The following is a 25,564-nucleotide window of genomic DNA, read 5'->3' as shown; positions in this document are numbered from 1 at the left end:
CTGAATGATATGGTTCACGCCGTGATTTCTCCTTCTCCCCGAATTTCGACCAACACCTCATCGGGGTTGACGCGGTCTCCCTCGGAGACATAGATTGCTTTGACCTCCCCTGCGATCGGAGTATGAACTTCACTCTGCATCTTCATCGCTTCTACGATCAAAACGGTCTGGCCCGCCTTCACCCGATCGCCGACCTTCACCTTAATCCCGACGACCGCCCCCGGCATCGGGGTCGTCACATCCCCCTCATGCGCCGCCTTCGGACGGGTCGAGCGTCCCCCCGCCTTCGCGTCAATCCGCCCCTCGGCGCTCGGGACGACCTCCAAGAGCGACTCGACCATCACCTCTTCCAGCTGTCCGTCGATGTAGATGAAGTACGGTCGCCCCCCTTCCGCAGGATGTCCCATTCCTCCGACCTTCACATGGAAAGTTTCTCCGTGCACCTTGACGTTGTACTCGCTGGGGGCCAGTAAAGGGGAGGGGGCTGGCACGGCGGCGAGGGGCTTCTCTTTACTTGGGGTCTCGGCCTTACTCATAAGATCGGTCTTCTTTGCAAAAAAGTCAAGTGCCACTTTAGGAAAGAGGGTATAGGTAATCAGGTCCTCAATCTCCTGCGAGACCCCCTTCATTTCGGTTCGGGCGCGGTCGAGCTCCGGCTCAATCAGGTCGGCCGGCCGGCCGGTGACCACCTCTTCCTCCCCGATCGCCCGCTTCCGGACCTGCTCGTTGACCACCCCCGACGGCTTTCCGTAAAGCCCCTTGAGATAGTTTTTGGTCTCGGTGGTAATCACCTTGTAGCGCTCGCCGGTCAAGACATTCAGGGTCGCCTGGGTTCCGACGATCTGGCTGGTCGGCGTGACCAACGGGGGAAAACCGAAATCTTCACGGACCTTCGGGACCTCCTGCAGCACCTCGTTCATCCGGTGGAGCGCCTTCTGCTCGGAGAGCTGCAGCGCCATGTTGGAGATCATCCCCCCCGGCACTTGATAGATCAAGACATGCGGATCGACGCCGGTGTAATCGGACTCGAACTCTTTATATTTCTTTCGAACCACTTTGAAGTAGTCGGCGATCTCCGCCAGAATCACGAGGTCAAAACCGGGATCGTATTCCGTCCCGCGGAGCACATTGACGATCGTCTCGACCGGCGGATGGGAGGTCCCGGAGGCCATCGACGAGATCGCGGTATCGATGATATCGACCCCCGCCTCCATCGCTTTGAGATAGGTCGAGAGGGCCATCGCGCTGGTGTCGTGGCTGTGGAGGTGGATCGGCACGCTGACCGCCCGCTTCATCTTGGTGATCAGATCATACGCGGCATAGGGGGAGAGGAGCCCCGCCATGTCTTTGATGCAGATCGCATCGGAGCCCATGTCTTCCAGCCGTTTCGACATCTCGACGAAGAGATCGTTGTTATGGACCGGGCTGAGGGTATAACAGAGCGTCCCTTCGACCTTCCCCCCATATTTGAGCGTCGCCTTGACCGCGGCCTTCAAGTTTCTGAGGTCATTTAAGGCGTCGAAGATCCGAAGGATGTTAATGCCGTTGGCGATGGCCCGCTCGACGAATCGCTCGACGACGTCATCGGCATAATGCCGGTATCCGACCAGGTTCTGGCCGCGAAGAAGCATCTGGAACGGCGTCCGCGGCATCAACTTTTTCAGCTGGCGAACCCGCTCCCACGGATCTTCACGAAGATACCGGATGGCGGCATCAAACGTCGCCCCCCCCCACATCTCCACGGAGGCATATCCGACCTGATCGATTTTCGGCGCAATCGGGAGCATGTCTTCGGTCCGCAGTCGGGTCGCGATCAGCGACTGATGTCCGTCGCGCAAGGTGGTGTCCATAATTCGAATCGGCTTAGGTTTCGCAGTCGGCGGCATGGCTCTCCTTCATCTCTTCGAATGGGCGGCGATCACCGCGGCGATGGCGGCCACTTTGTCCATTCGGTTGTACTCGGTTTCGATATTTAACTTTTCGATATGCGATTCGATATAGGTGGTGTCGAACCGGCCGGTCCGAAAATCGGGGTCCTCCATGATCCGTTTGTAGAAGGGAATCGTCGTTTTGACCCCCCGGATCACATACTCATCGAGCGCCCGGCGCATCCGCTGCACCGCCCCGTCCCAGGTGCGGGCCCGGACGGTGAGCTTGGCCAGAAGCGAGTCATAGTAGGGGGGGACCACATATCCCGAATAAACATTTCCGTCGATTCGGACGCCGATGCCCCCCGGCGAATAATAGGCGGTGATCTTTCCCGGGGTCGGGACAAAATTCTTCTGAGGGTCTTCGGCGTTGATCCGGCATTCGATCGCATGCCCTCTTAAGAAGATCTCTTCCTGCCGAAGGGAGACCGGCTCCCCCGCCGCAATCCGGATCATCTCCTTCACGATATCGACGCCGGTGATCTCCTCGGTGACGGTGTGCTCCACCTGAATCCGCGTGTTCATCTCCAGAAAATAGTAGCGGCCTCTGGTATCGACCAAAAATTCGATCGTTCCGGCGCTGGTATAATTCACCGACCGCGCCGCGGCCACCGCCGCTTCCCCCATCTCCCGACGAAGCCGCTCGTCCAATAAAAGCGACGGGGCGATCTCGATCAGCTTCTGATGCCGCCGCTGGATGGAGCAATCGCGCTCGCCGAGGTGAATCACATTCCCGTGTCGATCGGCCAAAATTTGGAATTCGATGTGGTGGGGGGCATGGATGTATTTCTCCAGATAGACGGCGTCTTTTCCGAAGGCCGCTTTCGCCTCCGCCTGTGCGATCGGGAAGAATTTTTTCAGCTCCTCCCCTTCCTTGCAGATCCGAAGGCCGCGCCCCCCTCCGCCGGCCGAGGCCTTCAGCATCACCGGATAGCCGATCTCCTCGGCAAATCGGACGGCATCCGCCAAAGAAGTAATCGGCTCGATCAGGCCTGGGACGATCGGAACGCCGATCTCCTTCATCTTCTGTCGCGCGGAGACCTTGTCCCCCATCGCGCGGATCGCGGAAGCCGGCGGCCCGATAAAGGCCAAGCCGCTCTCTTGGCAGGCTTGAGCGAATTCGGCGTTTTCCGCCAAGAATCCATAGCCGGGATGGATCGCATCGACCCCTTTTTGCTTGGCGAGATCGATAATGCGGTAGATATTGAGATATCCTTCGATCGGACCGGGGCCGACCAGGCACGACTCATCGGCCTTTTTCACATAGAGGGTGGTCGCGTCGGCCTCCGAGTGGATCGCAACGGTTGGGATCGAGAGCTCTTTGCAGGCCCGGATGATCCGAAGGGCGATCTCCCCTCGATTGGCAATCAGCACTTTTTTAAACATAGATCCTCGGAGATAGGAGGGTTAATTCAGCTGTACCAGCTTTCCTCGCTGCACTTGAATTAAAAACGGTTTCTTGACCGCCTCTCCATCCCGTATTTCGGCGATGAATCCCGAAACACCGGGGAAGTCTTTTGTCTTTGCAAGCATCGTCTTCACGTCGCGGGGGGTCAGCGCGCCCCCCTCCAGCGTCGCCAAGATCAGATGGGTCGCATCGAAGGCCTGGGCTGCGAAGAGATCGGGCTCCTGTTGAAATTTTGCTCGGTACTGTGCGACGAATTTACGAATCGCCGGGTCGACACTCTCCAAGAAAAAGCCATCGACAAAGGTGGCTCCTTCGGCGTAAGAGCCGACCAACTTCAAAAACTCCGGGGTATCCCACCCGCTCGTCCCTAAAAGGGGAATGTCTCGGATATTGTGGAAGGCGAGCTGGGGGATCATCAATCCCGCCTTGTCGGCATCCCCCGGCAGAAAGATCGCATCGAAACCGGGGAAATAGGTCAGCTCCTTTTTTTTCCTCCCCTCCTGAACGACCTCCGCGACCCCGTTCTTTTTAAGATCGGCCTCCTTCATGCGGCGGATCGTCGGGGAGAAATCGGTGTCGCTCAACGAATACGGCTCGGCATGGACGATCTCTCCTCCCAACCGGCCGACCTCTTCGGAAAAACACTTCGCCCATTCTTTCCCAGCACTCTCATTCGGAAAAAGGATGGCAAAACGCTTGAGATTCATTCCGGTGACGGCATGAGCGGCGATCGCACGGCACTGGAAACGGGAGGTCATCGCATTTCTGAAAACCGATTTTCCGAGGGAGGCGAGCCGAGAAGAGGTCGCCCCCGGCGTGATGAGCGCAAGATCGGTTTTTTCGATGACCGGCACCATCCGATCGACCTCTTTGCTGAGAAGAGGACCGACCAGGGCCACGGGGCGGAAATCATCCAGCCACTGCTCCAGCGCGCTGACCGAGCGGGACGGCTCTTCGTCGAGGTCTCTAACGACCACCCCGACGGAGGCCCCCGGCAGCAGCTCTTTAAACTGCTGGACCGCCAGCTGGGCGCCGTTCAGCGCATTGTTTCCATACGGGGCCAATTTTCCCGACAGGGGGAGGACCACCCCGATGAGATATCGATTCGCCTTGATCTTCTCGCGGACCTGGGTGGAAAGACGTCTTGCTTCGGTCGAAAAGGGATGGTTCGGAAAAGTGGAGAGCAACCGCTTGATCTCCCGCTCCTCACGGTAGTAATCGCCGCGGCCGTCATAAAGCGCAATCAGACGGACGAGCGCTTCGTCGGCCGGAAAAGAGGGGGTGAACTGTTTGATGATCGCCTGCAGCTCTCTCTCCGGCAGTTTCTCCTTGACGATCGAGACAATCTCTTCGCGGACCGCGCCCCCCGCATCGGGATCGATCACCAACTGCCGCTTCTGCATCAATACTTGGAGCGCTTCGACAAACTCTCTCTGTTCCAAATAGGCCTGAGCGACCCGCTCATAGATCTCAACCTTCGACGCCTCTTGATCGGGGAGCTCGGACCAGAGCCCCATCACCTCCTTCAACTCCCCCATCGTGAGATAGAGATTGCTCAATTGAAGCCGGGCATCGTTGACGCGAAAATAGGTAGGGAAGCGATCCAAGACCGTCTTGAGCGTCTCGATCGCCCGTTTCATCTCCCCCCGGTCGGCATAGATCTTCGCCAATTCAAGATAGATGTCGGGAAGAAGAAGGCTGTTGGGGAATTTCAAAATAAATTGATCGAAAAGACCAAGGGCCGCCTCGGTGTTGCCCGAAGCGGAGGCGGTATTGGCCTGCTCAAAGAGTGATTTCTCTTCCGAGGAGATGCTGGGTGGAGGTACAACCGCGGGCAGATTTGGCGTCTGCGCGGTGGGGGGAGGGACCGGCGTCGTTTTAGCGGGGTTCTCGGCCGATCCGACCGAGACGGATAAAAAAAGAATCGATATGAAGCTCAAAAAAAAACTTCTCTTCAAAAGAGCGCTCCTCAAAGACCGGATCGGCAAGAAAAACTTAAGACGGGCCGGCGATCCGCTGAGATGAACCGGGAAATTCGTTCAAGACAGGGTGCTGTTGGTAAAGGTCCCCACCCCCGGAAGCGCCGTCACGGGGCCGTCTCTGGCGGCCTCCGGCAGGCCTCCTGATGATAGAAGAATCGGTAAGGGTTGTCAAGAAAGGCGTTTTTGGTTAGAATCTCGAAGATGGATGACCTCATTGATCGATTTCTCAACTTCCTCTCCGTCGAAAAAGGGCTCTCCCGCAATACCTTGTCGGCCTATTCGCTCGACCTCCAGAAATTCTCCGATTTCCTTCGGCGCCACTCCTTCTCCCGCCTCGACCAAGTTCAGCGAAAGGAGAGCCTTCTCTTCCTCTCCGAGCTGAAGCGGCAAGGACTCTCGGCGTCGTCGACGGCACGGCTCCTCTCCACCCTCCGGACTTTTTTTCATTTCTTGACGATGGAAGGGATGCTCCACCATGAGCCGCTGGCGCATATCCACTCCCCTCGCCAGGCCTTTCGTCTCCCCAAGGTCCTCCATACGACCGAGGTCGACGCCCTCCTCAACCTCTCCAAGGGGGCCGACGCCATCGGGCTGAGAAACGATGCGATGATCGAGCTCCTCTATGCCACCGGCCTCCGCGTCTCTGAGTTGGTCTCGCTTCCGATCGACGGGATCAATTTGGAAACCGGTTACCTGATCACCCGCGGCAAGGGATCAAAAGAGCGGATCGTCCCGATCGGCCGCTGTGCGCGGGAGAAGCTCAACGGCTATTTAGCCGGATCGCGGTCCCTTCTGCTGAAAGGCAAGGAGAGCCCTTTTCTTTTTCTAAATCGTTTAGGGAAGCGGATGAGCCGCCAGGCTTTCTGGATGCAGCTGAGAGCGTATGCGAGAAAGGCCGGCATTCGGCGCGCGATCACCCCCCACATGCTCCGGCATTCCTTTGCGAGCCATCTTCTGGAAGGGGGGGCCGATCTTCGCTCGGTGCAGATGATGCTGGGCCATGCCGACATCTCCACCACGCAGATCTATACCCACGTGGCGCGGGAGAAGTTGAAAGAGACCCACCTCAAGAACCACCCAAGAGGTTGATTCTCACGGAGCGGTTCGATTTTAGGAAGACAACGCGCGAGAAATACGGAAGAGAAGGTCTTCTGGAGAAGCAGACTTGTCGATAAATCCGGCGGCGCCATATTTCTTCACCTCATGGACCGCCGAGAGGTCATTTTGTTTTCCGGTGATCACCAAAATCGGCGCACCCTGGGCCAAGTTTCCCGCCTGGATGATCCGAAGGAGCTCAAAGCCGTTGAGGCCGGGCATTTCGATGTCGAGCAACAGAACGTCGAACCGCTCCTGCGACAGCCGCTTGAGCCCCTGCGAGCCGTCGGACACATCAAAGACCTGATATCCTCCCCGGGTTAATATGCCGGTGAGGTTTTTTCGAACGGTCTCCGAATCGTCGATGATAAAGACCCGCTTTTGAGCTGCGCTCATCTGCCTCCTGGGATTACGGAAGGGTGATATTGAGTATGAGTGTTCCAATCGCCGGCGAGGTGCCGGCGCTGCATACATCGGGACTGCTGGTGACCTGGATCGTGGTCGAATCGGGTATCCGGATACCGCAGCTGACGTTGATCAACGCATTGTTCGGCTCGGTTACTTGAACGGTAAAGGTGCCGCCCACAGGGACACTCCCGATGCTGTACGTTCCATTATTCGCCGAGGTAATCGTCGCGCTCTGGTGTGTCTCGTTGATGGTGACGACTGCGGAAGGCGCCGGGTTCCCTTGTCCACCGCTGGTCGCCCCTTGTGTGACCGTCCCAGCGAGGGTGATCGTGACATCGCTTCCGCTATTTCCCCCGCCGCATCCGACGAGCGCCCATCCCAAAAGAAAAAATAAGAGCGATCTCTTCATGAATCCCCCTTTTCCAAAACGTACCTAAGGATAACATAAAAGCACAAAGATGCAAGTGCCCCCGAAAAACTCGATCTAAAATTTTATCGGAGTGAGAACGGCGTCAGGGTCGGCGGGATCGCTCAGTCGTATACGACCAGCGAAGTAATTGGAAAGCCCTTTAGCTTCTCGCGTCCTTTCAACCCGGCAAGCTCGACGACGAAGACCGCTCCTTGGATATCCCCCCCCAGCTGCCGGATCAGATTGGCGGTGGTCAGCGCCGTCCCGCCGGTGGCGAGGAGGTCGTCTGCGATCAACACCCGCTCTCCGGGTGAGATCGCATCTTTGTGAATCGCCAAGCTGTCGGAGCCATATTCGAGATTATACTTCTCTTCGATCTTGGCCGCGGGAAGTTTCCCCGGCTTGCGAACGGGGACCAATCCGGCGCCGAGCCGCTCGGCCAGCGGCGCGCCGAAGATAAACCCCCGCGATTCGATCCCGACCACTTTTTTTATTTTCTTATCGATAAAGGGGGCGGCGAGCTGTCGAATCACCTCTTGAAAGGCGAGCGGATCTTTGAGAAGGGTGGTGATGTCGTAGAAGAGAATTCCTTCTTTGGGAAAGTTCGGAACTTCGCGAATCTTTGATTTTAAGTCCATCGTCGCTTCCTCACGCTGCGGAATAGGCGGCCTCTACAGAATTTCATCGGGGCCGATCGTCTTCTCGGCAATAATGGTCCTCAGCTTTCGGAGGGCGCTCGACTCGATCTGGCGGACCCGCTCCCGCGTCAGCCCGAAGACTTTTCCGATCTCCTCGAGCGTGTGCGGCTCGTCCCCCTCCAGACCGAATCGAAGCACAAGCACCTGCCGCTCGTTCTCTTTTAAATTCGTCATCCAGCTGAGAATGTCTTCCCTTCGGCGGACCCCCTCGGCTTTGTTGATCGGAGAGATCTGGCTGGTATCTTCAATCACGTCGCGGAGCGCCGTCTCTTTATTCGCCGCAATCGGGCTGTCGAGCGAGTAGGTCTTCCGGAGAAGCTGCTGAAGGTGATCGACATCTTCCGGATGAATCCGCATCTTCTTGGAGATCTCTTCCTGTCCCGGCTCTCGGCCGAGCTCCTGAACCAAATCTTCGACGTGAGAGAGGTAATGATTGACCCGCTCCACCACGTGAACCGGCAGACGGATCAGCTTGCTTTGATTGATGATCGCCCGCTCAATCGATTGACGAATCCACCACGATGCATAGGTCGAGAACCGAAAGCCCTTCCGGTAATTGTACTTCTCGACCGCTTTAATCAAGCCGATGTTCCCCTCTTCGATTATGTCCGAGAAGGGAAGCCCGCGGTTCATATATCGTTTGCCGATGCTGACAACGAGGCGAAGGTTCGATTCGATCATCCGCTGCCGGGCCGCTTCATCCCCCTTTCCGATCTTCTTGGCGAGCATCACCTCGTCCTTGAAGGTCAGGAGGGTCGACCGCCGGATATCCCGGAGATAGGTCTTCACCGCATCGGCCGGCGGGGCGTACCGGTCCTCTTCTTCCTCTTCATACGAGGGAGTCCCTTCCGCCCCAGGGAGGTCCGATTCAGCCTCTTCGGCCTCGTCGTCGGCGTTTTCTTTCTCCTCTTCTACCCACTCTTCGTTCATACGATTACCCTCGGAGGTTTCTTTTATTATAGTAGAAACAAAGGGGAAGACAAGCGGTTTTTAATACCGAATCGAGAAATCTGAAAATCGCCTTGAGGTGGGAGCCCATGTCGCATCGACGGCGGTCACCTTCGACCGGGAAGGACCTCTCCGGAGGGCCTGGATGAGCTGTTCGATCTGGCCCCGCTCCCCTTCCACTTCGAGCTCGACCCGTCCGTCGGTTAGGTTTCGAACATAGCCGTTGAGGTGGAGAGAAACCGCCTGTCGTTGCGCGAAATCTCGATATCCGACCCCCTGCACCCTTCCGCTGACATAGATGTGGCTTGAGAGGATCTCCGACATAGTGTATGGAGAGGATCGATCATGGCGGATGATTTGTTATCAAAAGTGGTCGGGGCGAGAGGATTTGAACCTCCGACCCCACGGTCCCGAACCGTGTGCGCTACCAGTCTGCGCTACGCCCCGAAAAACTCACTTAATGAGACTGCTTTCTTACCAAAAACTTTTGCCACGTCCGGATGAACAATCTTGCCGTCATAAAGATTGACGCCGTTTGCCAAAGCCGGATCGGATGCAACGGCCCGCTTCAAGCCGAACCGGGCCAGCGCTTCCAGATAGGGAAAGGTCACACCGGCCAATGCAAAGGTCGAGCTCCTCGGCACCGCGCCCGGCATGTTGGCGACACAGTAATGAATGACGCCGTCCACCTCGTAGGTCGGCTTCGAGTGGCTCGTCGGCCGAGAGGTCTCGAAGCAGCCTCCCTGATCGATCGAGACATCGACGACGACCGATCCCTTCCTCATTTTGGAGATCATCTGCCGCGTGACCAGGTGCGGGGCCTTCTCCGCAGACCGGGCGACCGCCCCGATGACCAGATCACTCGCCGCAACGTGCGCGGCGATTTCATCCCGGTAGGGAGGAAGTGTCGTTACTTGCCCTCGGAAAAAATCGTCGAGAGAAGCCCGGCGCGCCGCGTTCTCATCGATCACCGTTACAACCGCGCCGAGAGAGAGCGCCACCTGGGCTGCGTTCTTTCCAACCACGCCGCCGCCGAGAACCGTCACCCGTCCCTTTTCAACCCCGGCCAGCCCGGAGAGCAAAAGCCCGATGCCGCCCGACGGCCGCTGAAGATAATGTGCGCCGACGAGAACCGCCATTCGACCGGCCACCTCGCTCATCGGACGGAGCAGCGGCCGGTTGCCGTCGGCCAGCGCGATCGTCTCATATGCGATCGCCGTGACCCTTCCCTTGAGCAACGCCTCTAGGAGCGCCGGCTCCGCCGCCAGATGAAGATAGGTAAAAAGGATCTGGCCGGGATGAAAGAGATCATATTCGCTCGCGAGCGGCTCCTTGACCTTGACGATCAGCTCCGCTTCATCAAAGAGCTTTTCCCTGGAGGTGACGATCCGGGCGCCGGCCTTTCGATAAGCGGCGTCGGGAATCCCGCTCCCCTCCCCGGCCCCCGCCTCGACCCACACCGGATGGCCCCCTCTTCGAAGCATACCGACGCCGGCGGGGATGACGCTGACGCGATATTCGTGATCTTTGATCTCTTTGGGTACGCCGATTTTCATCTTACGGAGGAGGTACCGTAACAGTTCCGGCAAAAAAAGTCAATGGATTGAGCGGCCGATTCGGCATGCCGGATTTGTCTACTTCGGCGCAGGCCGATCATGAGATCCCCTTCCACTCTTGAGGGGTGATCGCCTTGATCGACAACGCATGGATCTCGGCCCCCATCTCTTCCTTTAAGACCGAGAAGACAAGCCGGTTTCGATTAAGAAGAGAGACCCCCTCAAACCGGTCGGAAACGACCTGAAGGATAAAGTGGCCTCCCCCCGAGGCCGCCCCGGCATGTCCGGCGTGTTTCCAGCTCTCATCGATCACCTCGACGAAAACCGCCCCCAGCGCCTCTTTCATCTTCCGTTCAATCTTCTGCTGCGTCGCCCCGCCCATGGCCCTCCTCTATACCAACCTGCCTCGCCTCGTTTAAGCCCTCGGCATCATACCACATCCGCCACGCCGCTTCCAGCCGGAAGGGACCGACTTTCTTCTTGACCCGACCCCGAAACCAGGCTATTCTTTTGACCAGCCTCATTATTGCGGCTGATGAAAATCGGGGTACGAACTGATTTTCGTCAGCCTCCTTGACCAAAGGATAGAAATGAAAAAGATTTTGTTTTTGTGTGCGACCAACGCCAGCCGAAGCCAGATGGCGGAAGGAATGGTGAAGAAAACCCTCGGCGACCGGTTCGAGGTCCACAGCGCCGGAATCCAGCCGATGGCGGTAAATCCGCTCGCCGTCAAAACGATGGCCGAGATCGGAATCGACATCTCCCAGCAGAAAACCAAATCGATCAACCATGTGCCATGGAAAGAGATGGACATCATCGTCACCCTTTGCAACACCTCCGCAAAGAGTCTCCCGGCCCTCCCCCCGACCGTCCAGCGGCTTCACTGGCCGGTCCCCGATCCGGTGATGATGACCACCCACTATGGATTCAAAAGCAACACGGAAGGAAAGCAGATCGCATTCAAAGAGGTCCGCGAGATGCTCCAAAAGCGGATCGAAGAATTTTCGCAAACGCTGTAAGGGTGCGGCGGGTTCGGAAAGGACCTTCTGACCGGGTCTATCTTGCTTAGCGCTTAGCGGCGCTTTCGGCCATCGGTCTGTTCAGGCAGATCCGGCGCTTTTAATAAGACGAGAGCGGCGCATAGCGCATCGCCAGCCCCGTTAAACCTTCCAGCCACTCCTCCATCCGCTCTTCCGGGAGCGGGGCGCGGTTGAGACGGATCTCAATCTTAAATCCCAATCCGCTTCCGATCACCCCGATCACCGCATAGGCTTCCTCCCCCTTCGGCAGCAGCTGCGTCGTTCTAAACTCGCAGAGGTTCGCCAAAACCCGTCCACTCGGCTCGACCGCCTGAACGATTTTCGGAAGGTCGCTCAGCGGCGCCTGGACATAGCCGCGATAGAGAAGCCGTCCCTCGGGTTGAAGGCGGTGGAACATCTGGAGGACCTCGCGCGAGAAACCGGAAAAGAAAGTCCGGATCGTCGCCGGACGGGCGCCGAACTTTGAGACCAGCCGCGCCGCTGGGACCAACAGCTCATAGGGATCGGCGGTGATGAACTCGAATTGACACGGTCCGAACGCATCGGGCCAGGAGCAGGAGATCGGCGTGGCGGGATCTTCCGAGGAGATCGACAGCGCCCCCTTCTCCCAGTCGACGAAGAGGGGAAGGTCGAGCGCTTCAATGGCCGAGGAAAAGAGGGCCGCCCGCTCGCTCATCCAGGTGAACCGCTTTGATTCTCCCCGCTTCTCACCCGGCGTAATGACTTCATTTGGAACCAGGCGGACGCGGATGAAGCCGTGGTCCTGCCGGAACCCGATCCAGAACATCGCCTCCGCGTGATGCAGCTTTGCCTTCAGATCGGCCGGGACCTGCCAGGGATGGCAGAGCGAGAGATAGGCTTCCATCGAAAGATAACGACGGAAGAGATCGTAATGGTGCGCCGACAGGACGAAGAAGTCTCCCTTCCATTGGGAATCGACCTGGACCAGCGTCACCTCATCGACGGTCCACTCCTCGAGTCGATCGATCTCCTCCAGCGCATCAATCCAAAATTCTTCAAAATAGCAGGAGACCTCTTTCTCAATCTCTTTGACCTCGAGGCCGAACCCCCGAAGGGTGCTGCAGAGGACGGCCATCTCATCAAAGGTGATCGTCGATTGAGACTCCCAACGTCGTTCACGCATCGCTCTCTTCTTTAAGGGAGAGGCTGATCGGGAAATAAAAATCTATCGCCGAATCGGATCCTCAATCAGCCCTATCCGTGAGATCGGGTGACAGAAGCGTACTGTGATCTTAAACGCCATGTCAAGGGAAACGCCCGAAGCGCGTCGTCCCTTGCCGGCCGCATCCGGTGATGGCGCTCTACCTCGATTCTTCATCAGAATTCGAACACGATCCGCGATCCCCTTTCGGAGCGCTTGTCTTTATTCTTGCCGGACCAACAGGGCTAAAGGAAAGGTCGAAAAAACCTCCGACAATGAAAGGACCGTCTTTCCCTCTTCGCGCCGCACTTCAACCGTCTCGCCGGTAAGCGCATTGCGATAACGGCTCCCCGGGAGTTCGTCTTCGATCAGGATGCCGCTCCCCTCCCAGACCGCGCCGATCGGATCGCCCGGGCGATGTTCGAGCAACGACACCAAGAGCCGGGGGACCGCCGCCACGACCCGTCCCGCCTTCGACCGCCTGGAGAAAGCGAGCAGGTGGTCGCGCGCCGGCCCGATCGTCTCATGCGGCAGGTAGACCCCCTTCAAAAAGAGGGCCCGGTTCGCGCGCCGACATTGTAGCGCCCGCCAGGCGACATACAACTTCAGCCGATCCCCCTTTTCACTGAGGAGGGCCTGAATAAAGGAGGGAGAGGGGCCGCCGGAGGGGATCTCTTTCATCAGCGCCGACAACAGCTGAGCCCGGAAGGTATAATCGACCGGCCGGCGGTTGTCGGGATCGACCAGACTGAAATCGAACAGCTCGCATCCTTGATAAAAATCGGGTATGCCCGGCGAGGCGACCTTCAAGAGGAGCTGAGAGAGGCTGTTGAAGATCCCAAAGTGGGCTACCTTTTTCTGGAGCTTTTTAAAATCTTCCAAAAAAGGATTTCGCTGGGCGGTGTCGAGGATCGCTTCCGTAAAAGAGGCGAGGGCGCGGTCGTACGCCTCGTTGGGGCTGATCCAGCTGGTGTTGACCTTCGCCTCCTTCGATGCTTTGGTCATATAGGCTTGAATCCGCTGTTTGAAGGCGTCGTGTTCACTCGGTGACAAATACTCCGGCGGCCAGACGCCGATTAACGTTTGATAGAGGAGATACTCCTCATTGGCATCGGGGGCCGGCGCCCCTTCCACCTCGGACTTCTTCGAATGATTCAGCTCGGCCCACCGGGTGACGGCGGCCTCCCACTCGTCGGGAATCTCCGAGAGGACATCAATCCGCGCCCGCACATCTTCGCTTCGCTTTGTGTCGTGCGTCGAGGTGGTCAGCATCGAGGAAGGCCACCGCTCCAGCCGTTCTGCATTTTGCCGGTGAAAATCGGAGATCGAAACCCCAAAGGTCTCCGGGTCTCCCCCCACCTCGTTGAGCGAGACAAGCCGGTTGTAGACATAGAAAGCGGTATCCTCCAACCCCTTCGCCATGATCGGGCCGGTACATTGTTGGAACCTCTGAACAAAGGCGAGCTGCTCCATCCGGTCGGCCTCGGTAAAATATTCGGGGACCTGCATCAAGAGGATCCGCTTGAGGTAGTCGAAGATTGAAATATCGGTCGCGGGGCTCCGCTGCTTCGCTTTCGTCACCGCCACCTGAATGAACTTTCGGTCGTGCTCTTCCAACTGTTCCTGCTGGGTGATGTAGGTCCGGTAAATCGGAAAACAGGCGATCACCTCCCGGATCGCATCGCGCAGGCTGTAGAGGGTAAAGTCGCGCGAGAGGCGGTCTTTCTCCGAGAGACGGTTCAGCCGATGGGAGAGGACGTTGATCTCACTCGCCATCGTGGTGTTCATGATAAATTTCTTCCGCTCATAAACGACGTCGGAGAAGCGTAACCGCATCCCGATAAAGCGGGAATAGATCTCGTGAAAACGTTTTGCCTGTTGGCCGTCGACAAAGAGGCCGTTGATCGCGTTGAGGTATTCATAGCCGACCGTCCCCTGCACCGGCCAGCGCTCCGGCAGCCGCTCCCCCTTGCTTAAGATCTTCTCGACGACGACGTAAAACGGAAGGGGCGCGGCCGAGCGGGGCCGGCCGGCGAGAAAGCGGTCGGCCGCCTCGGCGAACTTCTCTTCCACCTTCCTTCGGACCTCGTCGGAGGTCCCTTCGGGGAGCGACCTCATCCCCTGCAGCATCAAGCAACGCTTCTGAAGCCGCCGAAAATAATCGATCGGATCGTAGAGGCCGTCGGGATGATCGAGACGAAGCCCGTCGAGCTTCCCCTCTTCGATCAGCCGGAAGATCAAGCGATGCGTCTCCTCGAAGACCTCCTTTCGCTCCATCGCGATGGAGGCGAGCTCATTGACATCGAAGAAGCGCCGGTAATTGATTTCATCCGCCGCGACCCGCCAGTAAGCGAGCCGATACGCTTGTGCATTGAGGAGCTGATCGAGCGGATCGAGGCTGCGCGGATCCCCTGGCTTCCCATTGAAGAGGGCGACATTCTCATCGACGAAGGTTCGAATCTTTTCATGCGTCCGATAAAGTTTTTCCAGCCGCCGCTTGATCCAGTCGATCTGGCGGCGCTCCTCTGCAACCCGCTTCGGGTCGGATTGAATCTCTTCCGGCAGATGGAGCAATGCGAGCGTGATCCCGTAGTACTCCTGGAGGTTCTCCGGATCGTCGGAGAGCGCCTCGTCCAACTGCTCCAGCCGGCATCTTAAAATGGCCGGATAGGTCCGAGGCGACACCGGAAAGCGATGGTCATAGTAACCGATCCGAAAGGCCCCTTCCGAGAAGACGAGCTTCAGCTGTTGGCTTTCCAAGACCCGCCCGTACTGATCGCCGAGCACCGGGAGGAGCACTTTGCCGTCGAGCTCCTTTTTAATCGGATGCCAATCGATATCAAAGTAGTGGGCATACGGCGAGCGTTGGCCGTTCTCAAGGACGTCGAGCCACCACTGATTCTCGGCCAGCCCCATGTGGTTCGGAACGATGTCGAGGAGATGGCCGAGCCGGTGCGACCGGAGGACGGCGATCATCTCGGCATGGTCGGCCTCGCTTCCGATCTCGGCATTGAGCGCGTTGTGATTGCAGATATCATAACCGTGGAGGCTCTGCGGCCGGGCCTGCAGGTAGGGGGAGGCATACAGATCGGACACCCCCAGATCGGCGAGATAGGGGATCATCGCCGTCGCATCTTGAAACCGAAAGCGATGGTTGAATTGGATCCGATACGTCGAGGTCGGACCGATCTCTCTTTGGGACAAGCGCTCCATCCATTCACCGACAAAGGAATCGATCTGCGCTTCTCTGAGCGGTTCGTTCTGCGACATCTCCTACCTGCTCCTGTAAGATCGACCGACCGGGTCAATCTCCGATTGAATTCAAACGCCTCCCGTGATAATTTCTCTCAAGAAGGATGAAAAAGACAAATAGAATGATACTCTATGATCGCATATTCCCCCCACGGGGAACAAGCGCGGCAGGCGGCCGCTTCTGTCGGCCCGATCGAAGGGGAGAAGGAGACGGAGCCTTGATTGATTAATATCATTTTCATCTCTTTTCTATTGGTTGCGCTCGGAGAGATGGGGGATAAAACGCAGCTCCTCGCCTTCTCCCTGGCCGCCCGATTTCGAGACCGATGGAGCATCATGGCCGGAATTCTCGTTGCCACCGTCTTGAATCATGCGCTCGCTTCCTCGCTCGGCGCCTGGATGGCCGAGCGGATATCCCCTTCATTTCTGTCGGGAGCGGTCGGGGTCAGCTTTCTTCTCTTCGGCGTCTGGGCGTTGAAGCCCGATCGCTTCGAAGAGACGGAGCGGCCCACCCGCTTCGGGACCTTTGTCACCACCGCCTCTCTTTTCTTTCTGGCCGAGATCGGCGACAAAACCCAGCTCGCCACCGCCGCATTGGCCGCGAAATATCAATCGGTCCTCTTTGTCACCGTCGGGACGACCCTCGGCATGCTGGCAAGCGATGGGCTCGCCGTCTTTTTTGGGGAAAAATTTTCCGAAAGAGTTCAGACCCAATGGATTCGGCGGACGGCGGCGGGCCTCTTCTTTCTTTTCGGGATCTTCTCTCTCTTCGCAGCGGCGACACGCCGGGGGGGGTGAGATTGCAAGCGGGGCCGGGCTGTTGTATAGTCCTCGGAAGATCGATGCACATTGGATAGCCTTCTCGGGATAGCCTTCTCGGGATAGCCTTCTCGGGATAGCCTTCTCGGGATGGCCTTCTCGCCCCCTCCTTTTGAAGAGACATGGATCAATCGGCCCTCTTAGATTTCGACCGCTCGGTACTCCCCCTCCCGAACGTCCGCTCCTTCTCCCTTCAGGACTGGGAGGAGCGGATTCGGTACGGCTGCACATTGCGCGACCTGAAGGAGCTCGAAGCGACACTCCAGTCGGCGCCGCTCGGCCTTCCGCGACTGACCTTCCTCGGCAGCGGCGACTTTCATCATGTCAGCTATCTTCTAATCAAGCGGCTTGAAGCGCTCGGGCCGATGCAGGTGATCGTTTTCGACAATCACCCCGACAACATGCGCTACCCCTGGGGCATTCACTGCGGCTCCTGGGTCCGTCACGTCTGCCGGCTGCCGTTTGTCTCCCGGGTCGTGGTGATCGGTATCACCTCAAACGACATTCAATCGCGCCACCTGCTGGAGAACTATCTCCGTCCGCTCTACTCCGGCAAGCTTCGCTACGTCTGCTTTTCTCCCCCTCCCCGGCTGGCACGCCTCCTCGGCCTCTCCTCCATCCAATCGTCCGAGAGCGATGTCGATACCCTCCGTCGATTGATGGAAGATCTCCTCAAGTCGGATCGACACCCGGTCTATCTCTCGATCGACAAAGATGTGCTCTCCCCGGAAACGGTCCAGACGAACTGGGACCAAGGCCGATTGGAAGGAGAGAGCCTCCTCGCCGCCGTGGCCGTGTTAAAACCGTTCCTCGTCGCGGCCGATGTCACCGGAGAGATCTCCTCCTACACCTACCGCACCTTCTGGAAAAGAATGTTGACGCGGCTCGACGGCCAATCTCCGCCCCTTCCGACCGACCTGGAGAAACAGCAGCAACAACAGCAGCGGTTCAATCAAAAACTCGCCGCGCTCATTCTGTCATAGAGCGGGATCTCGGTTCGGCAGGGATCAGGAACGACGCTCGGGGGTCGCCGCAGAATCGGCCAGAACCTCCCAGATCGACTGGAACTCCGGTTCGGTCAGCCAGGGGCTATTTGTAATTGTCAGGCACCGGGCGGCAAACGATTCGGCGTGGGGAAGCGAAGCGCGGGGAACAATTTCTTCCAACTGCGGATAGCCGGTCAAGGGATGGACGAAGAGGCGGGTGACCCCGAGACCGGCCGGCCAGAGGCGGGAGAGGGCGCGGCGGCAGGCCGACGCCGAATCGAACAGGACCATGATGAAAGGCCACGTTCCGGTCGCCTCCGGGAGATCTTCGATCACCCGAAGGCCCGCGATCTTACTTAATTGCAGAATGCGATCCCGTGCCCGCTCTCTCTGTGAGGCGAGCGCCGCCGGAAGCCGCTCCAGCGCGGCGGCGCCGATCTCCTTCCGCCAGGCGCCGAGCGGGTGTATCGGAATATCCTCATCGAAGCGATCGCCGACCGCCCGGATTGGATCGCCCCGCTTCAGCCAGCGCCGAAGCGGAAGACCGTAGGTCAGCCACAGCCCCAACGGATTATAGAAGAGCCGGTAACCGAATAGCTGGGCCAGGCGGAGCCACTCCATCCACCGGTGAGGAAGGACCTCTTTGCGGCTGATATCGCGCAACAACGTCCGGATCGATTCATCTCGGGCCACCAGGACACCCCCTTCATAAAGGGTCAGTCCCTTTCCGCAGGCGAGGCTGTAGATCCCGATATCGCCGAAGGTTCCGACCGGACGGCCGTTCCAAGTCGCCCCCAACGCCTGGGCTGCATCCTCGATCACGTATGCGCCGACCCGCCGCGCAATTTCCAGCACGCCGGGAAGGAGGGTCGTGAGGCCGCCGAGATGGGTCGGTACGATGCAGAGGGTCTCCGAGTTGGAGATCGCAGAGAGATGGCTCAGATCAAAGTCAAACCGATCGGGCCGGATATCGCACAGCTTAATCTGGAGTCCGGCACGTGCCGCGGCCAACGGGACGAGGGGACAGGTATAACCCGGCAAAACCACCGTCCGCCGGGGGCTGCAGCGCTTGAGCGCTTCAAACGCGAGTACCAAGCCGGAGGTCCCGGAGCACTCCAGCTGGACGGCCGGCACCCCCAGAAATTCGACCAGTCCGTCTTCCAAGGGTCGCCCTTCCGGACCAAAAAAATCACGCCAATAGAGCGGAAGCCCCGCAGTGGGGGGAAGCTCGCGGCAGATAAACGGCTCTCTCAAGTTAACCCTCCTCCCGCCGCATCGCCAACAGGCCGAGGCCGGCGGCGATCAGGAGACCTCCCATGATCTGCAAGCCGGAGAGGCGTTCTCCCAGAAAAAAAACAGAAATCAATAAGACCGGAACGATTTCCGAGTGGGAGGCGGCGAAGGCGGGACCGATGGGGGCATGGCGCAACAAGGTCATCCAAGTAAAAAAGGCGCCGAGATACCCGGCGACTGAAAGGTAGATCCACCGCTCTAAGAAGATCCGGACGAGCCAGTCGGCATCGAACGTGGCGGGGGCGGTCCGGACCGCCGCGAGCTTAAACCCGACCTGGCCGAGGGTGTCGAAACAGATTAAAAGAAGAAAACCGAAGAGATAGAACCGCCGCATCACCCCCACCCCACAAAGATCATTCCGGTGGCAATCAACAGGGCGGCGCCGATCCGGCGGGGGGTCAGCGCCTCTCCAAAAAAGATCCGGCCGCCGATCATCACCGTAAGGATATTCACGCTCCCGACTAAGATCGCGAGCGACAAGGGGACCAATGACAAAAAGGCGAGCCAGAGAAGAAATTCAGCTGCAAAAGAAAAGATGCCGATCCAGATCCACCGCGCGGAGAGCATCTGTCTCCAGCCGGCGATCCCCTCCCGGTCTCCCCGCCGGACCGATGCTTCCTTGAAAGAGAGCTGCCCGACCGTGTCGAAGAGAAGGTTCAACGCCCAGAAGAGGGTCGCCAGCGGCGTCATCGACCCCGCTCTTCGCTGTCCGCTTCGAGGGCCGAGGGCCCGCGCTGCGCCCTCAGTTGATTGCTGTCGGCTTCGAACAGTCGACCCACCCGCTTCAAGAGCGCTCGAAGGAGCGGATTGTGGAGATAGACCGCATGTCGCGTGAAAGTAAAAGATGCCCCCAGGAAACGCTTTACCTCCGGATCGGTCCATCCGGCAACATAAAATTTCAGCCGATGCCGGATGGCATACTCCAAATTGTGGAACCAGCTGACGAAATAGAGGTTCGCCGCACGCGCCTCCGGATAGAGAAATCCGATATATTTGTCGATCAGATTTCCCCCCTGAACGAAACAGAGGTTGAAGCCGATGAGCTTCCCTTCCTGTCGATAAAGAAAGACGACGCCGTTTGCCTCACCGCTTTGTAAAATCGCTCGGAAGAACGGGAGGGTCAATTGGTCGAAGTGAATCTCACTCTGCCTATAGACGTCCATATAGAGGGTGAAAAGCGTTTCGACAAACGCCGGATCGCAGAGGCGCTCGTCTCCCGTCGGCAGCGCTTCGACCTCGATTGATGCGGATGCCTTCAGCTTTCGCCGCAGGTTCTTCCGCCGCGCGGCCGACTGGCGTTGAAGATAGCTCTCCATCGAGTCGAAATCAACCTTCACATAGGCGAGCGCCTGTCCCCAGAGCGGAAAGAAGCCGCGCTCGACGCAACGGGAGAGAAGATCGGCCGCGAAGCGGTTCTCCTCCTCGGAAAGAAGCGGCGAGTCGGAGGGGAGGTCCTTGAGGATGATCAGTCGGCTCCCCCGCTGCTTCGATGCTTCAAGGAGCGCCTCGATCCAAGGGATCGGATCGAGCGACGGCGGATAGAGCGCATATTCCGAAACGGTCGTCCCGACGAAGAGGGCCGGCATCCGAAGCAGGTTCTCTAGATTTCTCAGGAGCGGGAGCGATCGGAGCAGCCGTTTTTTAGAAGAGTCGAGCGAGGTGAGAAGACCAAACGACATCAGGAAGGCCGGCGTCGGCCGGGCGGGCGCCCCGAACCGGAGCGGGGAAAATCCCACCGGCGGATGATCGAGAAAGGCCTCAACCAAAAAATGCGGTTCAATTAGATTTAAAAATAATTGCACATCAGAGGCAGGCGACTTTAAAACGATATCGGCCTTCAAAAGGTTCTCTCCATCGGCAGGAAGAAACGGGGGCCGTCACGCAGGCCGGGAAGCATTCGACGGCACCGCTGGAGCGGATCGTCCGATCAGGCGGCGCCTTCGGCCGGGGTCGCGCCGATCCGCTTTTGAACATAGGCGACCACGTCCCCGACCGTCACAAAGCCGAGTGCATCGACGCTCGGGATCTCCACCCCATACTCCTTCTCCAGATCAAACAGGAGGTCGAAGGTGTCGAGGGAGTCGAGTCCGAGATCCTCGACCAACCGGGCATTGTTCACGACGTCCTTCGACTTCAGGCCGAGCTTGCTTGCCAGCCCCGCTTTGATCTGTCCTTCAATCTGATCGATTCCTTCCATTCTTTTATTCCCCTTTTAAACCGCCTTCATTGCCAGGCAGGCGTTGTTGCTTCCAAAACCGAACGAATTGGACAAGGCCAGCTTGACCCTTCGCTCCCGTGCTTTGTTCGGCGTATAGTCCAAATCGCATTCCGGATCGGGCTCTTCCAAGTTGACCGTCGGGTGAATCAGGCCGTGCTTTAAAGTGAGCGCGCAGACGACCGCTTCAATCGCCCCCGCCGCGCCGATCGTGTGGCCGAGCATCGACTTGGTCGCGTTGGCTGAAATCTGGTGGGCCCTCTGGCCAAAGAGCATCTTGATCGCCCGGGTCTCCACCAGGTCGTTCGTCAGGGTGGAGGTTCCATGCGTGTTGATGTAATCGACCTCGTCCAGGGAGAGCCCCGCGTCGCGAAGGGCATCCGACATGACCCGCGCCTGACCGCTCCCCGAAAGATCGGGGCTGACCATGTGCGCCGCCTCGGAGAGCAACCCGTAGCCGGCGACTTCAGCATAGATCGGCGCCCCCCGCCGTCGGGCCGCGTCGTACTCTTCCAAAATCAAGACGGCGGCCCCTTCTCCCATGACGAAGCCATCCCGTTTTCGGTCGAACGGCCGACTGGCCCTCTCCGGGGCATCGTTTCGAGAAGAGAGAACACGCAGCGAGCAAAACGCGCCGAAGACACCCGGAAGGAGACAGGCCTCGGCCCCGCCGGCGATCACTTTATCGGCCCGTCCAAGCCGGATCAGGTCGAGGCCATAGCCAACCGCATGGGCCCCCGAGGAGCAGGCGGTTGAAATCGTCATGTTCGGCCCGGTAATGCCAAAGGCGATCGAGATCTCGGCCGCGGCGGCATTGGCGGTCGCCAACGGGACCGCCCAAGGATGAATTCGGCGAGGATTGCCGGTATCGATTAAGATCCGGAGCTGCTCTTCATAAACCCCCATCCCCCCCAGCCCGGTCCCGATCGCGACGGCAACCCGCTCTCCCGGCGCTTGGGTGAGATCGAGCTGCGCATCTCCGACCGCCATCTTTGCAGCGGCCATCGCATATTGCGTGACCGGCGCCATCTTGGGGGTTTCCCGCGCAGTAAGATAGTTCAAGGGGTCGAATCCCGAGACCTCGCCCGCCATCCGGCTCGAATAGTTGGACGCATCAAAGCGTTGAATCGGCCGGATGCCCGATCGACCCTCCAGGAGGGACGACCAGAACAGGTCCTTTCCGACGCCGACCGAGGAGACGATTCCGAGACCGGTCACCACCACACGACGCGGTGTCATCTCCCCCCTCCTTTTTTAAACGTCCAAGTCATCGTTTTCCGACGGGCGGCTCTGTCTCTCGACAAACCGCGCCATTTCTTCCGCCACCCGGTCTCTCTGCTTGTCGACCGTGATGACATGATAGCAATCGTCGAGAAGGATGAGCTCTTTTTCCTCCGACGCGATCGCTCGATAGATAAACTCCGCATTTTTCGGGCTGGTGAAATCGTCCTCCTTCGCCTGAAGAATCAGTGTGGGAGCGGTGACCCGATGGAGATGGTCGCGCACCTGAGCATACATTCGATCCAGATCGGCCAGCGTCTTGAGCGAAAAGAGGGGATAACCGACCGCCTCGGAGGAGCGGCTTCGCTCCGGCGACTGGACCGATCCATGGGCACGGGGAAAATACCGCCCCAGCGTCCCCTTCATTAAGGCCACCGGATGATATGCCTCCCGAATCCGGCCCTGAAGGGCCGGGTCCTTGATTCCATAAGGGGCCCCGTCGATGTGAAAGAACCACCGCTGCAGAAAATTCGGGAGACATTTAATTCCAAAGGGGAGGAGCTTCAATGTCCAAGGGACATTCCATCCATCGTAGAAAAGGGTGGGAGAGAAGACGCCGATCCCCTCCACCGGAACCCGCAAGGACGCTTCGAGCGCCAGGAGCGCCCCGGCGCTCAGCCCGGCCACGAACAAATTCCGGCAGTGCAGGCGCGCATAGGACAACTGCATCTCGACATGGCTCAGCCACTCCTTTTCATCCGAATCGACCATCTCGCGATAGCGCGAGCAGTGTCCCGGAAGGGTCGGAAGATAGACGTTCCAGCCGTGCCGAAAAAGCCTCCGTCCGAGGTATTTCATCTCCAGCGGCGTCCCTGTCACACCGTGAATGAGGTAGATCAACGTTTCGGACGAAGGCGCGGCAAGGAGAATGTCGGTCGATCTCGCCCCCGGCATCCGCGCCAGCGCGCTCTCCTTCCCCTCCAGCAGATGCATCCGACTCACTCCGCCGAATATTTCTTAAAAAGGTAGTCGAGCGCTTCAAACGCCAAATCGATCTCCTCATAGCTGATTTCGAGGGAAGGGGCGAGGGTCAGGACATTCTTATAATAGCCGCCGACATCGAGGACCAAACCGATCGGTCCCAGGGAGGTTGGAATTCCCCCTTCCATGCCGGCCTCGAAAATGCGATCGGTCAGCGACCGGTTCGGAGTATACCGATCCGGCTGTGTGACTTCGATCCGCAGGGCGAGTCCCAGCCCATCGACATCGCCGATCGTCTGATGACGCTCCTTCAACTCCCGAAGGCGCGCGAGGAAATGAGCCCCCTTCTCCCGAACCGTCTTCTCATAATCCTGCGCCCGGATCCACTCCATCGTCGCCAAGGCCGCGGTCGTGCCGAGCGGGTTGGAGGCGAAGGTCGAATGGGTCGAGCCGGGAGGAAACCGCTCCGGGGAGATCAGCTTCTCTTCGGCCCAGACACCGGAGATCGGGTTCATGCCGTTGGTCATCGCTTTTCCGAACACGACGATGTTCGGCTTGACGCCGAAGTGCTCGATCGCCCAAAACTTTCCGGTCCGGAAAAAACCCATCTGGATCTCGTCGTCCACGAGGAGAATCTTACGCTCATTGAGGATTTTCTGCAACCGGGGAAAGTATTCGGGGGGTGGAATCACATACCCGCCGGTCCCCTGCACCGCCTCGACGTAGAAGGCGACGAACTCGGGCTCCTGCGCTTTGGCATCCCAGAAAGAATGGTACTCGCTGTCGAAGAGCCGCTCGAACTGCTGAACACAATAATAGTCGCAGCTGTCCAACGTTTTCCCATAGGGACACCGGAAACAATAAGGGAAGGGGACGAAATGGGCGCGGTTTGAAAAATGGCCGTACCGCCGTCGATATCGATAGCTGGAGGTGATCTCCGACGCCCCCAGCGTCCGGCCGTGATACCCTCCCATGAACGCCATGAAGAGGCTCTTCCCAGTGGCATTCCGGACCAACTTCATCGAATCTTCGACCGCCTGAGAGCCGCCGACGTTAAACTGAATTCGCCCCTCCATGCCGAACGCCCTCGCGCACTCTTCGGCCAGCTCCTCGGCCAGAAGGACCTTCTCCTCATGAAGATACTGACAGGCGAGCTGGGGAAGGGTATCGATCTGCTGCTTTAACGAATCGGCGATCGCCTTATTCCGGTATCCGAAGTTCACCGCGGAGTACCACATCTGCAGATCGAGATACGGATGCGACTCCCGGTCGTAGAGGAAGCTTCCCTCGGCCGACTTGAAAAACTTCGGCGTCGCGGCGTAATGAACCGTGTCGCCGTAGGAGCAATATTTTTCCTCCAGACGTCTTAATTCCTCTTCCGAATGGTTCCCCACAATCTCCCCTTTCCTTCTTTATATACGCGCTTTTATACGCGGGCGGTCTGGGCCAGCGCCGCCGCCACCTCGCTGAGCGACTCGAACTCGGTATGAATAATCCCCTTCTCGGAGCAATACGTATGCAGCTTCCCTTTTGCGAAAACCTGATCGGCCTCATGGACGACGCAGCGGTCGGAGAGGCCGTCGCCGACATAGACCGTCCACCTCTCCGCGCCCTCCGCGCCGGCATGCTGATCCATCTGAGCGCATTTGCAGAGTCCGCAGCCCCCCCGGCAGTCGTCTTTTCCGTGAGGGAAGGTCAGCACTTGCTGCATCGGCTGTTCCCAACGAAGATGGTTCGCATAGTGCGGCAGCGAATCGAGACGGTGGACGCGCAAGATCTCCTCCATGAGAAAATCGATCCCGTCGCTCACAATCGTGAACGTTCCTCCCAGGAGGCGGCACGATTGGACCAACGCATGGATTCCCGGATCGACCGGGATCTCCCGAACAAAAGCGCGAACCGCTTCCGGTGTCGCCCGAATCAATCGGACTTGCTGCGCCATGCACTCTCGCGCGGAGATCTCCCCCGCCTCCCACTTCTGCTCCCATTCCAAATATTTCGGATCGGCGAATTGCTCGAGCACCGCATCGGTCGTATCCCGAACCGTGATTGTTCCATCAAAATCACAGAAGCAATGCAGCATCCTGATCCCTTCCCCGGTGGTCCAATGAATGTGAGTCAACGAAATAAGTCAATCGAGATCGGTCATTAGGGCGCAGCGTT

25 protein-coding genes and 1 tRNA gene are annotated in these 25,564 nt (G+C 58.4%); 4 read left to right on the top strand and 22 right to left on the bottom strand.

Going from position 1 to position 25,564, the window contains the following annotated elements:
- Positions 1-14: 14 nt before the first annotated feature.
- Genes oadA through HY282_11480 form a run of 3 tightly spaced genes read right to left on the bottom strand, consistent with a single transcriptional unit; the run spans position 15 to position 5,294 of the window.
- Positions 15-1,886 (bottom strand): sodium-extruding oxaloacetate decarboxylase subunit alpha, encoded by a 1,872-nt coding sequence (gene oadA, locus HY282_11490; GenBank protein ID MBI3804371.1) that lies wholly within the window; start codon positions 1,884-1,886, stop codon positions 15-17.
- A gap of 9 nt (positions 1,887-1,895) precedes the next feature.
- Positions 1,896-3,314, bottom strand: a complete 1,419-nt coding sequence (accC, locus tag HY282_11485; GenBank protein ID MBI3804370.1) for an acetyl-CoA carboxylase biotin carboxylase subunit — start codon at positions 3,312-3,314, stop codon at positions 1,896-1,898.
- 21 nt (positions 3,315-3,335) lie between these two features.
- Positions 3,336-5,294: a penicillin-binding protein activator gene (locus HY282_11480; GenBank protein MBI3804369.1), complete on the bottom strand. Its 1,959-nt coding sequence runs from the start codon at positions 5,292-5,294 to the stop codon at positions 3,336-3,338.
- Positions 5,295-5,519: 225 nt separating this feature from the next.
- Here HY282_11480 and xerD point away from each other — a divergent pair, with 225 nt between their 5' ends.
- Positions 5,520-6,407 carry a site-specific tyrosine recombinase XerD gene (gene xerD / locus HY282_11475; GenBank protein MBI3804368.1) on the top strand — a complete coding sequence of 296 codons (888 nt, stop codon included), beginning with the start codon at positions 5,520-5,522 and terminating at the stop codon, positions 6,405-6,407.
- A 21-nt stretch (positions 6,408-6,428) separates the two neighbouring features.
- On the opposite strand, the gene HY282_11470 is transcribed toward xerD, so the two are convergent.
- The 8 genes from HY282_11470 to HY282_11435 all read right to left on the bottom strand — a co-directional run bounded on the left by HY282_11470 (position 6,429) and on the right by HY282_11435 (position 10,814).
- Complete coding sequence (locus HY282_11470; protein ID MBI3804367.1) at positions 6,429-6,809, bottom strand: response regulator; 381 nt, start codon at positions 6,807-6,809, stop codon at positions 6,429-6,431.
- 13 nt (positions 6,810-6,822) lie between these two features.
- A complete protein-coding gene (locus HY282_11465; protein ID MBI3804366.1) occupies positions 6,823-7,230 on the bottom strand; it encodes a carboxypeptidase regulatory-like domain-containing protein in 408 nt (135 codons plus the stop codon).
- A 122-nt stretch (positions 7,231-7,352) separates the two neighbouring features.
- Complete coding sequence (locus HY282_11460; GenBank protein ID MBI3804365.1) at positions 7,353-7,868, bottom strand: adenine phosphoribosyltransferase; 516 nt, start codon at positions 7,866-7,868, stop codon at positions 7,353-7,355.
- 33 nt (positions 7,869-7,901) lie between these two features.
- Entirely contained in the window at positions 7,902-8,858 is a 957-nt protein-coding gene (locus tag HY282_11455; protein ID MBI3804364.1) for a sigma-70 family RNA polymerase sigma factor, read from the bottom strand.
- Positions 8,859-8,918: 60 nt separating this feature from the next.
- Positions 8,919-9,200 (bottom strand): acylphosphatase, encoded by a 282-nt coding sequence (locus HY282_11450; GenBank protein MBI3804363.1) that lies wholly within the window; start codon positions 9,198-9,200, stop codon positions 8,919-8,921.
- Positions 9,201-9,246: 46 nt separating this feature from the next.
- Positions 9,247-9,323 (bottom strand) — tRNA-Pro (locus HY282_11445).
- Positions 9,314-10,432 carry an alanine dehydrogenase gene (gene ald, locus HY282_11440; protein ID MBI3804362.1) on the bottom strand — a complete coding sequence of 373 codons (1,119 nt, stop codon included), beginning with the start codon at positions 10,430-10,432 and terminating at the stop codon, positions 9,314-9,316. Before ald ends, HY282_11445 begins: the two co-directional genes overlap by 10 nt.
- Positions 10,433-10,529: 97 nt before the next feature.
- Entirely contained in the window at positions 10,530-10,814 is a 285-nt protein-coding gene (locus HY282_11435; GenBank protein ID MBI3804361.1) for a BolA family transcriptional regulator, read from the bottom strand.
- A 202-nt stretch (positions 10,815-11,016) separates the two neighbouring features.
- Between HY282_11435 and HY282_11430 the strand changes: the two genes are divergently transcribed.
- Positions 11,017-11,451 (top strand): arsenate reductase ArsC, encoded by a 435-nt coding sequence (locus HY282_11430; GenBank protein MBI3804360.1) that lies wholly within the window; start codon positions 11,017-11,019, stop codon positions 11,449-11,451.
- A gap of 100 nt (positions 11,452-11,551) precedes the next feature.
- Here HY282_11430 and HY282_11425 read toward each other — a convergent pair whose 3' ends face one another.
- Both HY282_11425 and treY read right to left on the bottom strand, forming a co-directional pair.
- Entirely contained in the window at positions 11,552-12,616 is a 1,065-nt protein-coding gene (locus tag HY282_11425; GenBank protein MBI3804359.1) for a hypothetical protein, read from the bottom strand.
- Between the two features lie 240 nt (positions 12,617-12,856).
- Entirely contained in the window at positions 12,857-15,847 is a 2,991-nt protein-coding gene (gene treY / locus HY282_11420) for a malto-oligosyltrehalose synthase (protein ID MBI3804358.1), read from the bottom strand.
- A gap of 264 nt (positions 15,848-16,111) precedes the next feature.
- On the opposite strand from treY, the gene HY282_11415 reads away from it, so the two are divergent.
- Positions 16,112-16,684, top strand: a complete 573-nt coding sequence (locus tag HY282_11415) for a TMEM165/GDT1 family protein (GenBank protein ID MBI3804357.1) — start codon at positions 16,112-16,114, stop codon at positions 16,682-16,684.
- 143 nt (positions 16,685-16,827) lie between these two features.
- A complete protein-coding gene (locus HY282_11410; GenBank protein ID MBI3804356.1) occupies positions 16,828-17,688 on the top strand; it encodes a hypothetical protein in 861 nt (286 codons plus the stop codon).
- 24 nt (positions 17,689-17,712) lie between these two features.
- On the opposite strand, the gene HY282_11405 is transcribed toward HY282_11410, so the two are convergent.
- From HY282_11405 to HY282_11365, 9 genes are all read right to left on the bottom strand, one after another.
- Entirely contained in the window at positions 17,713-18,945 is a 1,233-nt protein-coding gene (locus HY282_11405) for a DegT/DnrJ/EryC1/StrS family aminotransferase (protein ID MBI3804355.1), read from the bottom strand.
- Position 18,946: 1 nt separating this feature from the next.
- Entirely contained in the window at positions 18,947-19,318 is a 372-nt protein-coding gene (locus HY282_11400; protein MBI3804354.1) for an EamA family transporter, read from the bottom strand.
- Positions 19,318-19,674 carry a hypothetical protein gene (locus HY282_11395; protein MBI3804353.1) on the bottom strand — a complete coding sequence of 119 codons (357 nt, stop codon included), beginning with the start codon at positions 19,672-19,674 and terminating at the stop codon, positions 19,318-19,320. The genes HY282_11400 and HY282_11395 overlap by 1 nt, the downstream gene beginning before the upstream one ends.
- The gene (locus tag HY282_11390; protein ID MBI3804352.1) at positions 19,671-20,750 is read right to left on the bottom strand and encodes a GNAT family N-acetyltransferase; all 1,080 of its coding nucleotides are present in this window, start codon (positions 20,748-20,750) and stop codon (positions 19,671-19,673) included. The genes HY282_11395 and HY282_11390 overlap by 4 nt, the downstream gene beginning before the upstream one ends.
- Before the next feature lie 161 nt (positions 20,751-20,911).
- Entirely contained in the window at positions 20,912-21,163 is a 252-nt protein-coding gene (gene acpP, locus HY282_11385; protein MBI3804351.1) for an acyl carrier protein, read from the bottom strand.
- A gap of 33 nt (positions 21,164-21,196) precedes the next feature.
- The gene (gene fabF, locus HY282_11380; GenBank protein MBI3804350.1) at positions 21,197-22,438 is read right to left on the bottom strand and encodes a beta-ketoacyl-ACP synthase II; all 1,242 of its coding nucleotides are present in this window, start codon (positions 22,436-22,438) and stop codon (positions 21,197-21,199) included.
- A 15-nt stretch (positions 22,439-22,453) separates the two neighbouring features.
- A complete protein-coding gene (locus HY282_11375) occupies positions 22,454-23,413 on the bottom strand; it encodes an alpha/beta fold hydrolase (GenBank protein MBI3804349.1) in 960 nt (319 codons plus the stop codon).
- Positions 23,414-23,418: 5 nt separating this feature from the next.
- A complete protein-coding gene (locus HY282_11370; GenBank protein MBI3804348.1) occupies positions 23,419-24,795 on the bottom strand; it encodes an aminotransferase class III-fold pyridoxal phosphate-dependent enzyme in 1,377 nt (458 codons plus the stop codon).
- A 32-nt stretch (positions 24,796-24,827) separates the two neighbouring features.
- Positions 24,828-25,484 (bottom strand): MtnX-like HAD-IB family phosphatase, encoded by a 657-nt coding sequence (locus tag HY282_11365; protein ID MBI3804347.1) that lies wholly within the window; start codon positions 25,482-25,484, stop codon positions 24,828-24,830.
- Positions 25,485-25,564 lie beyond the last annotated feature (80 nt).

It is taken from the genome of Candidatus Manganitrophaceae bacterium (assembly GCA_016200325.1).
In the GTDB taxonomy this organism is placed as follows: domain Bacteria; phylum Nitrospirota; class Nitrospiria; order SBBL01; family Manganitrophaceae; genus Manganitrophus.
This window is presented reverse-complemented; position numbering and strand designations above follow the sequence as displayed.

What these genes read in the sequence shown, in the direction of transcription:
- oadA (MBI3804371.1), bottom strand. Translation starts at nt 1,886, where the DNA reads ATGCCGCCGACTGCGAAACCTAAGCCGATTCGAATTATGGACACCACC.
- accC (MBI3804370.1), bottom strand. Translation starts at nt 3,314, where the DNA reads ATGTTTAAAAAAGTGCTGATTGCCAATCGAGGGGAGATCGCCCTTCGG.
- xerD (MBI3804368.1), top strand. Translation starts at nt 5,520, where the DNA reads ATGGATGACCTCATTGATCGATTTCTCAACTTCCTCTCCGTCGAAAAA.
- HY282_11470 (MBI3804367.1), bottom strand. Translation starts at nt 6,809, where the DNA reads ATGAGCGCAGCTCAAAAGCGGGTCTTTATCATCGACGATTCGGAGACC.
- HY282_11465 (MBI3804366.1), bottom strand. Translation starts at nt 7,230, where the DNA reads ATGAAGAGATCGCTCTTATTTTTTCTTTTGGGATGGGCGCTCGTCGGA.
- HY282_11460 (MBI3804365.1), bottom strand. Translation starts at nt 7,868, where the DNA reads ATGGACTTAAAATCAAAGATTCGCGAAGTTCCGAACTTTCCCAAAGAA.
- HY282_11455 (MBI3804364.1), bottom strand. Translation starts at nt 8,858, where the DNA reads ATGAACGAAGAGTGGGTAGAAGAGGAGAAAGAAAACGCCGACGACGAG.
- HY282_11450 (MBI3804363.1), bottom strand. Translation starts at nt 9,200, where the DNA reads ATGTCGGAGATCCTCTCAAGCCACATCTATGTCAGCGGAAGGGTGCAG.
- ald (MBI3804362.1), bottom strand. Translation starts at nt 10,432, where the DNA reads ATGAAAATCGGCGTACCCAAAGAGATCAAAGATCACGAATATCGCGTC.
- HY282_11435 (MBI3804361.1), bottom strand. Translation starts at nt 10,814, where the DNA reads ATGGGCGGGGCGACGCAGCAGAAGATTGAACGGAAGATGAAAGAGGCG.
- HY282_11425 (MBI3804359.1), bottom strand. Translation starts at nt 12,616, where the DNA reads ATGCGTGAACGACGTTGGGAGTCTCAATCGACGATCACCTTTGATGAG.
- treY (MBI3804358.1), bottom strand. Translation starts at nt 15,847, where the DNA reads ATGGAGCGCTTGTCCCAAAGAGAGATCGGTCCGACCTCGACGTATCGG.
- HY282_11410 (MBI3804356.1), top strand. Translation starts at nt 16,828, where the DNA reads ATGGATCAATCGGCCCTCTTAGATTTCGACCGCTCGGTACTCCCCCTC.
- HY282_11400 (MBI3804354.1), bottom strand. Translation starts at nt 19,318, where the DNA reads ATGCGGCGGTTCTATCTCTTCGGTTTTCTTCTTTTAATCTGTTTCGAC.
- HY282_11395 (MBI3804353.1), bottom strand. Translation starts at nt 19,674, where the DNA reads ATGACGCCGCTGGCGACCCTCTTCTGGGCGTTGAACCTTCTCTTCGAC.
- fabF (MBI3804350.1), bottom strand. Translation starts at nt 22,438, where the DNA reads ATGACACCGCGTCGTGTGGTGGTGACCGGTCTCGGAATCGTCTCCTCG.
- HY282_11375 (MBI3804349.1), bottom strand. Translation starts at nt 23,413, where the DNA reads ATGCATCTGCTGGAGGGGAAGGAGAGCGCGCTGGCGCGGATGCCGGGG.
- HY282_11365 (MBI3804347.1), bottom strand. Translation starts at nt 25,484, where the DNA reads ATGCTGCATTGCTTCTGTGATTTTGATGGAACAATCACGGTTCGGGAT.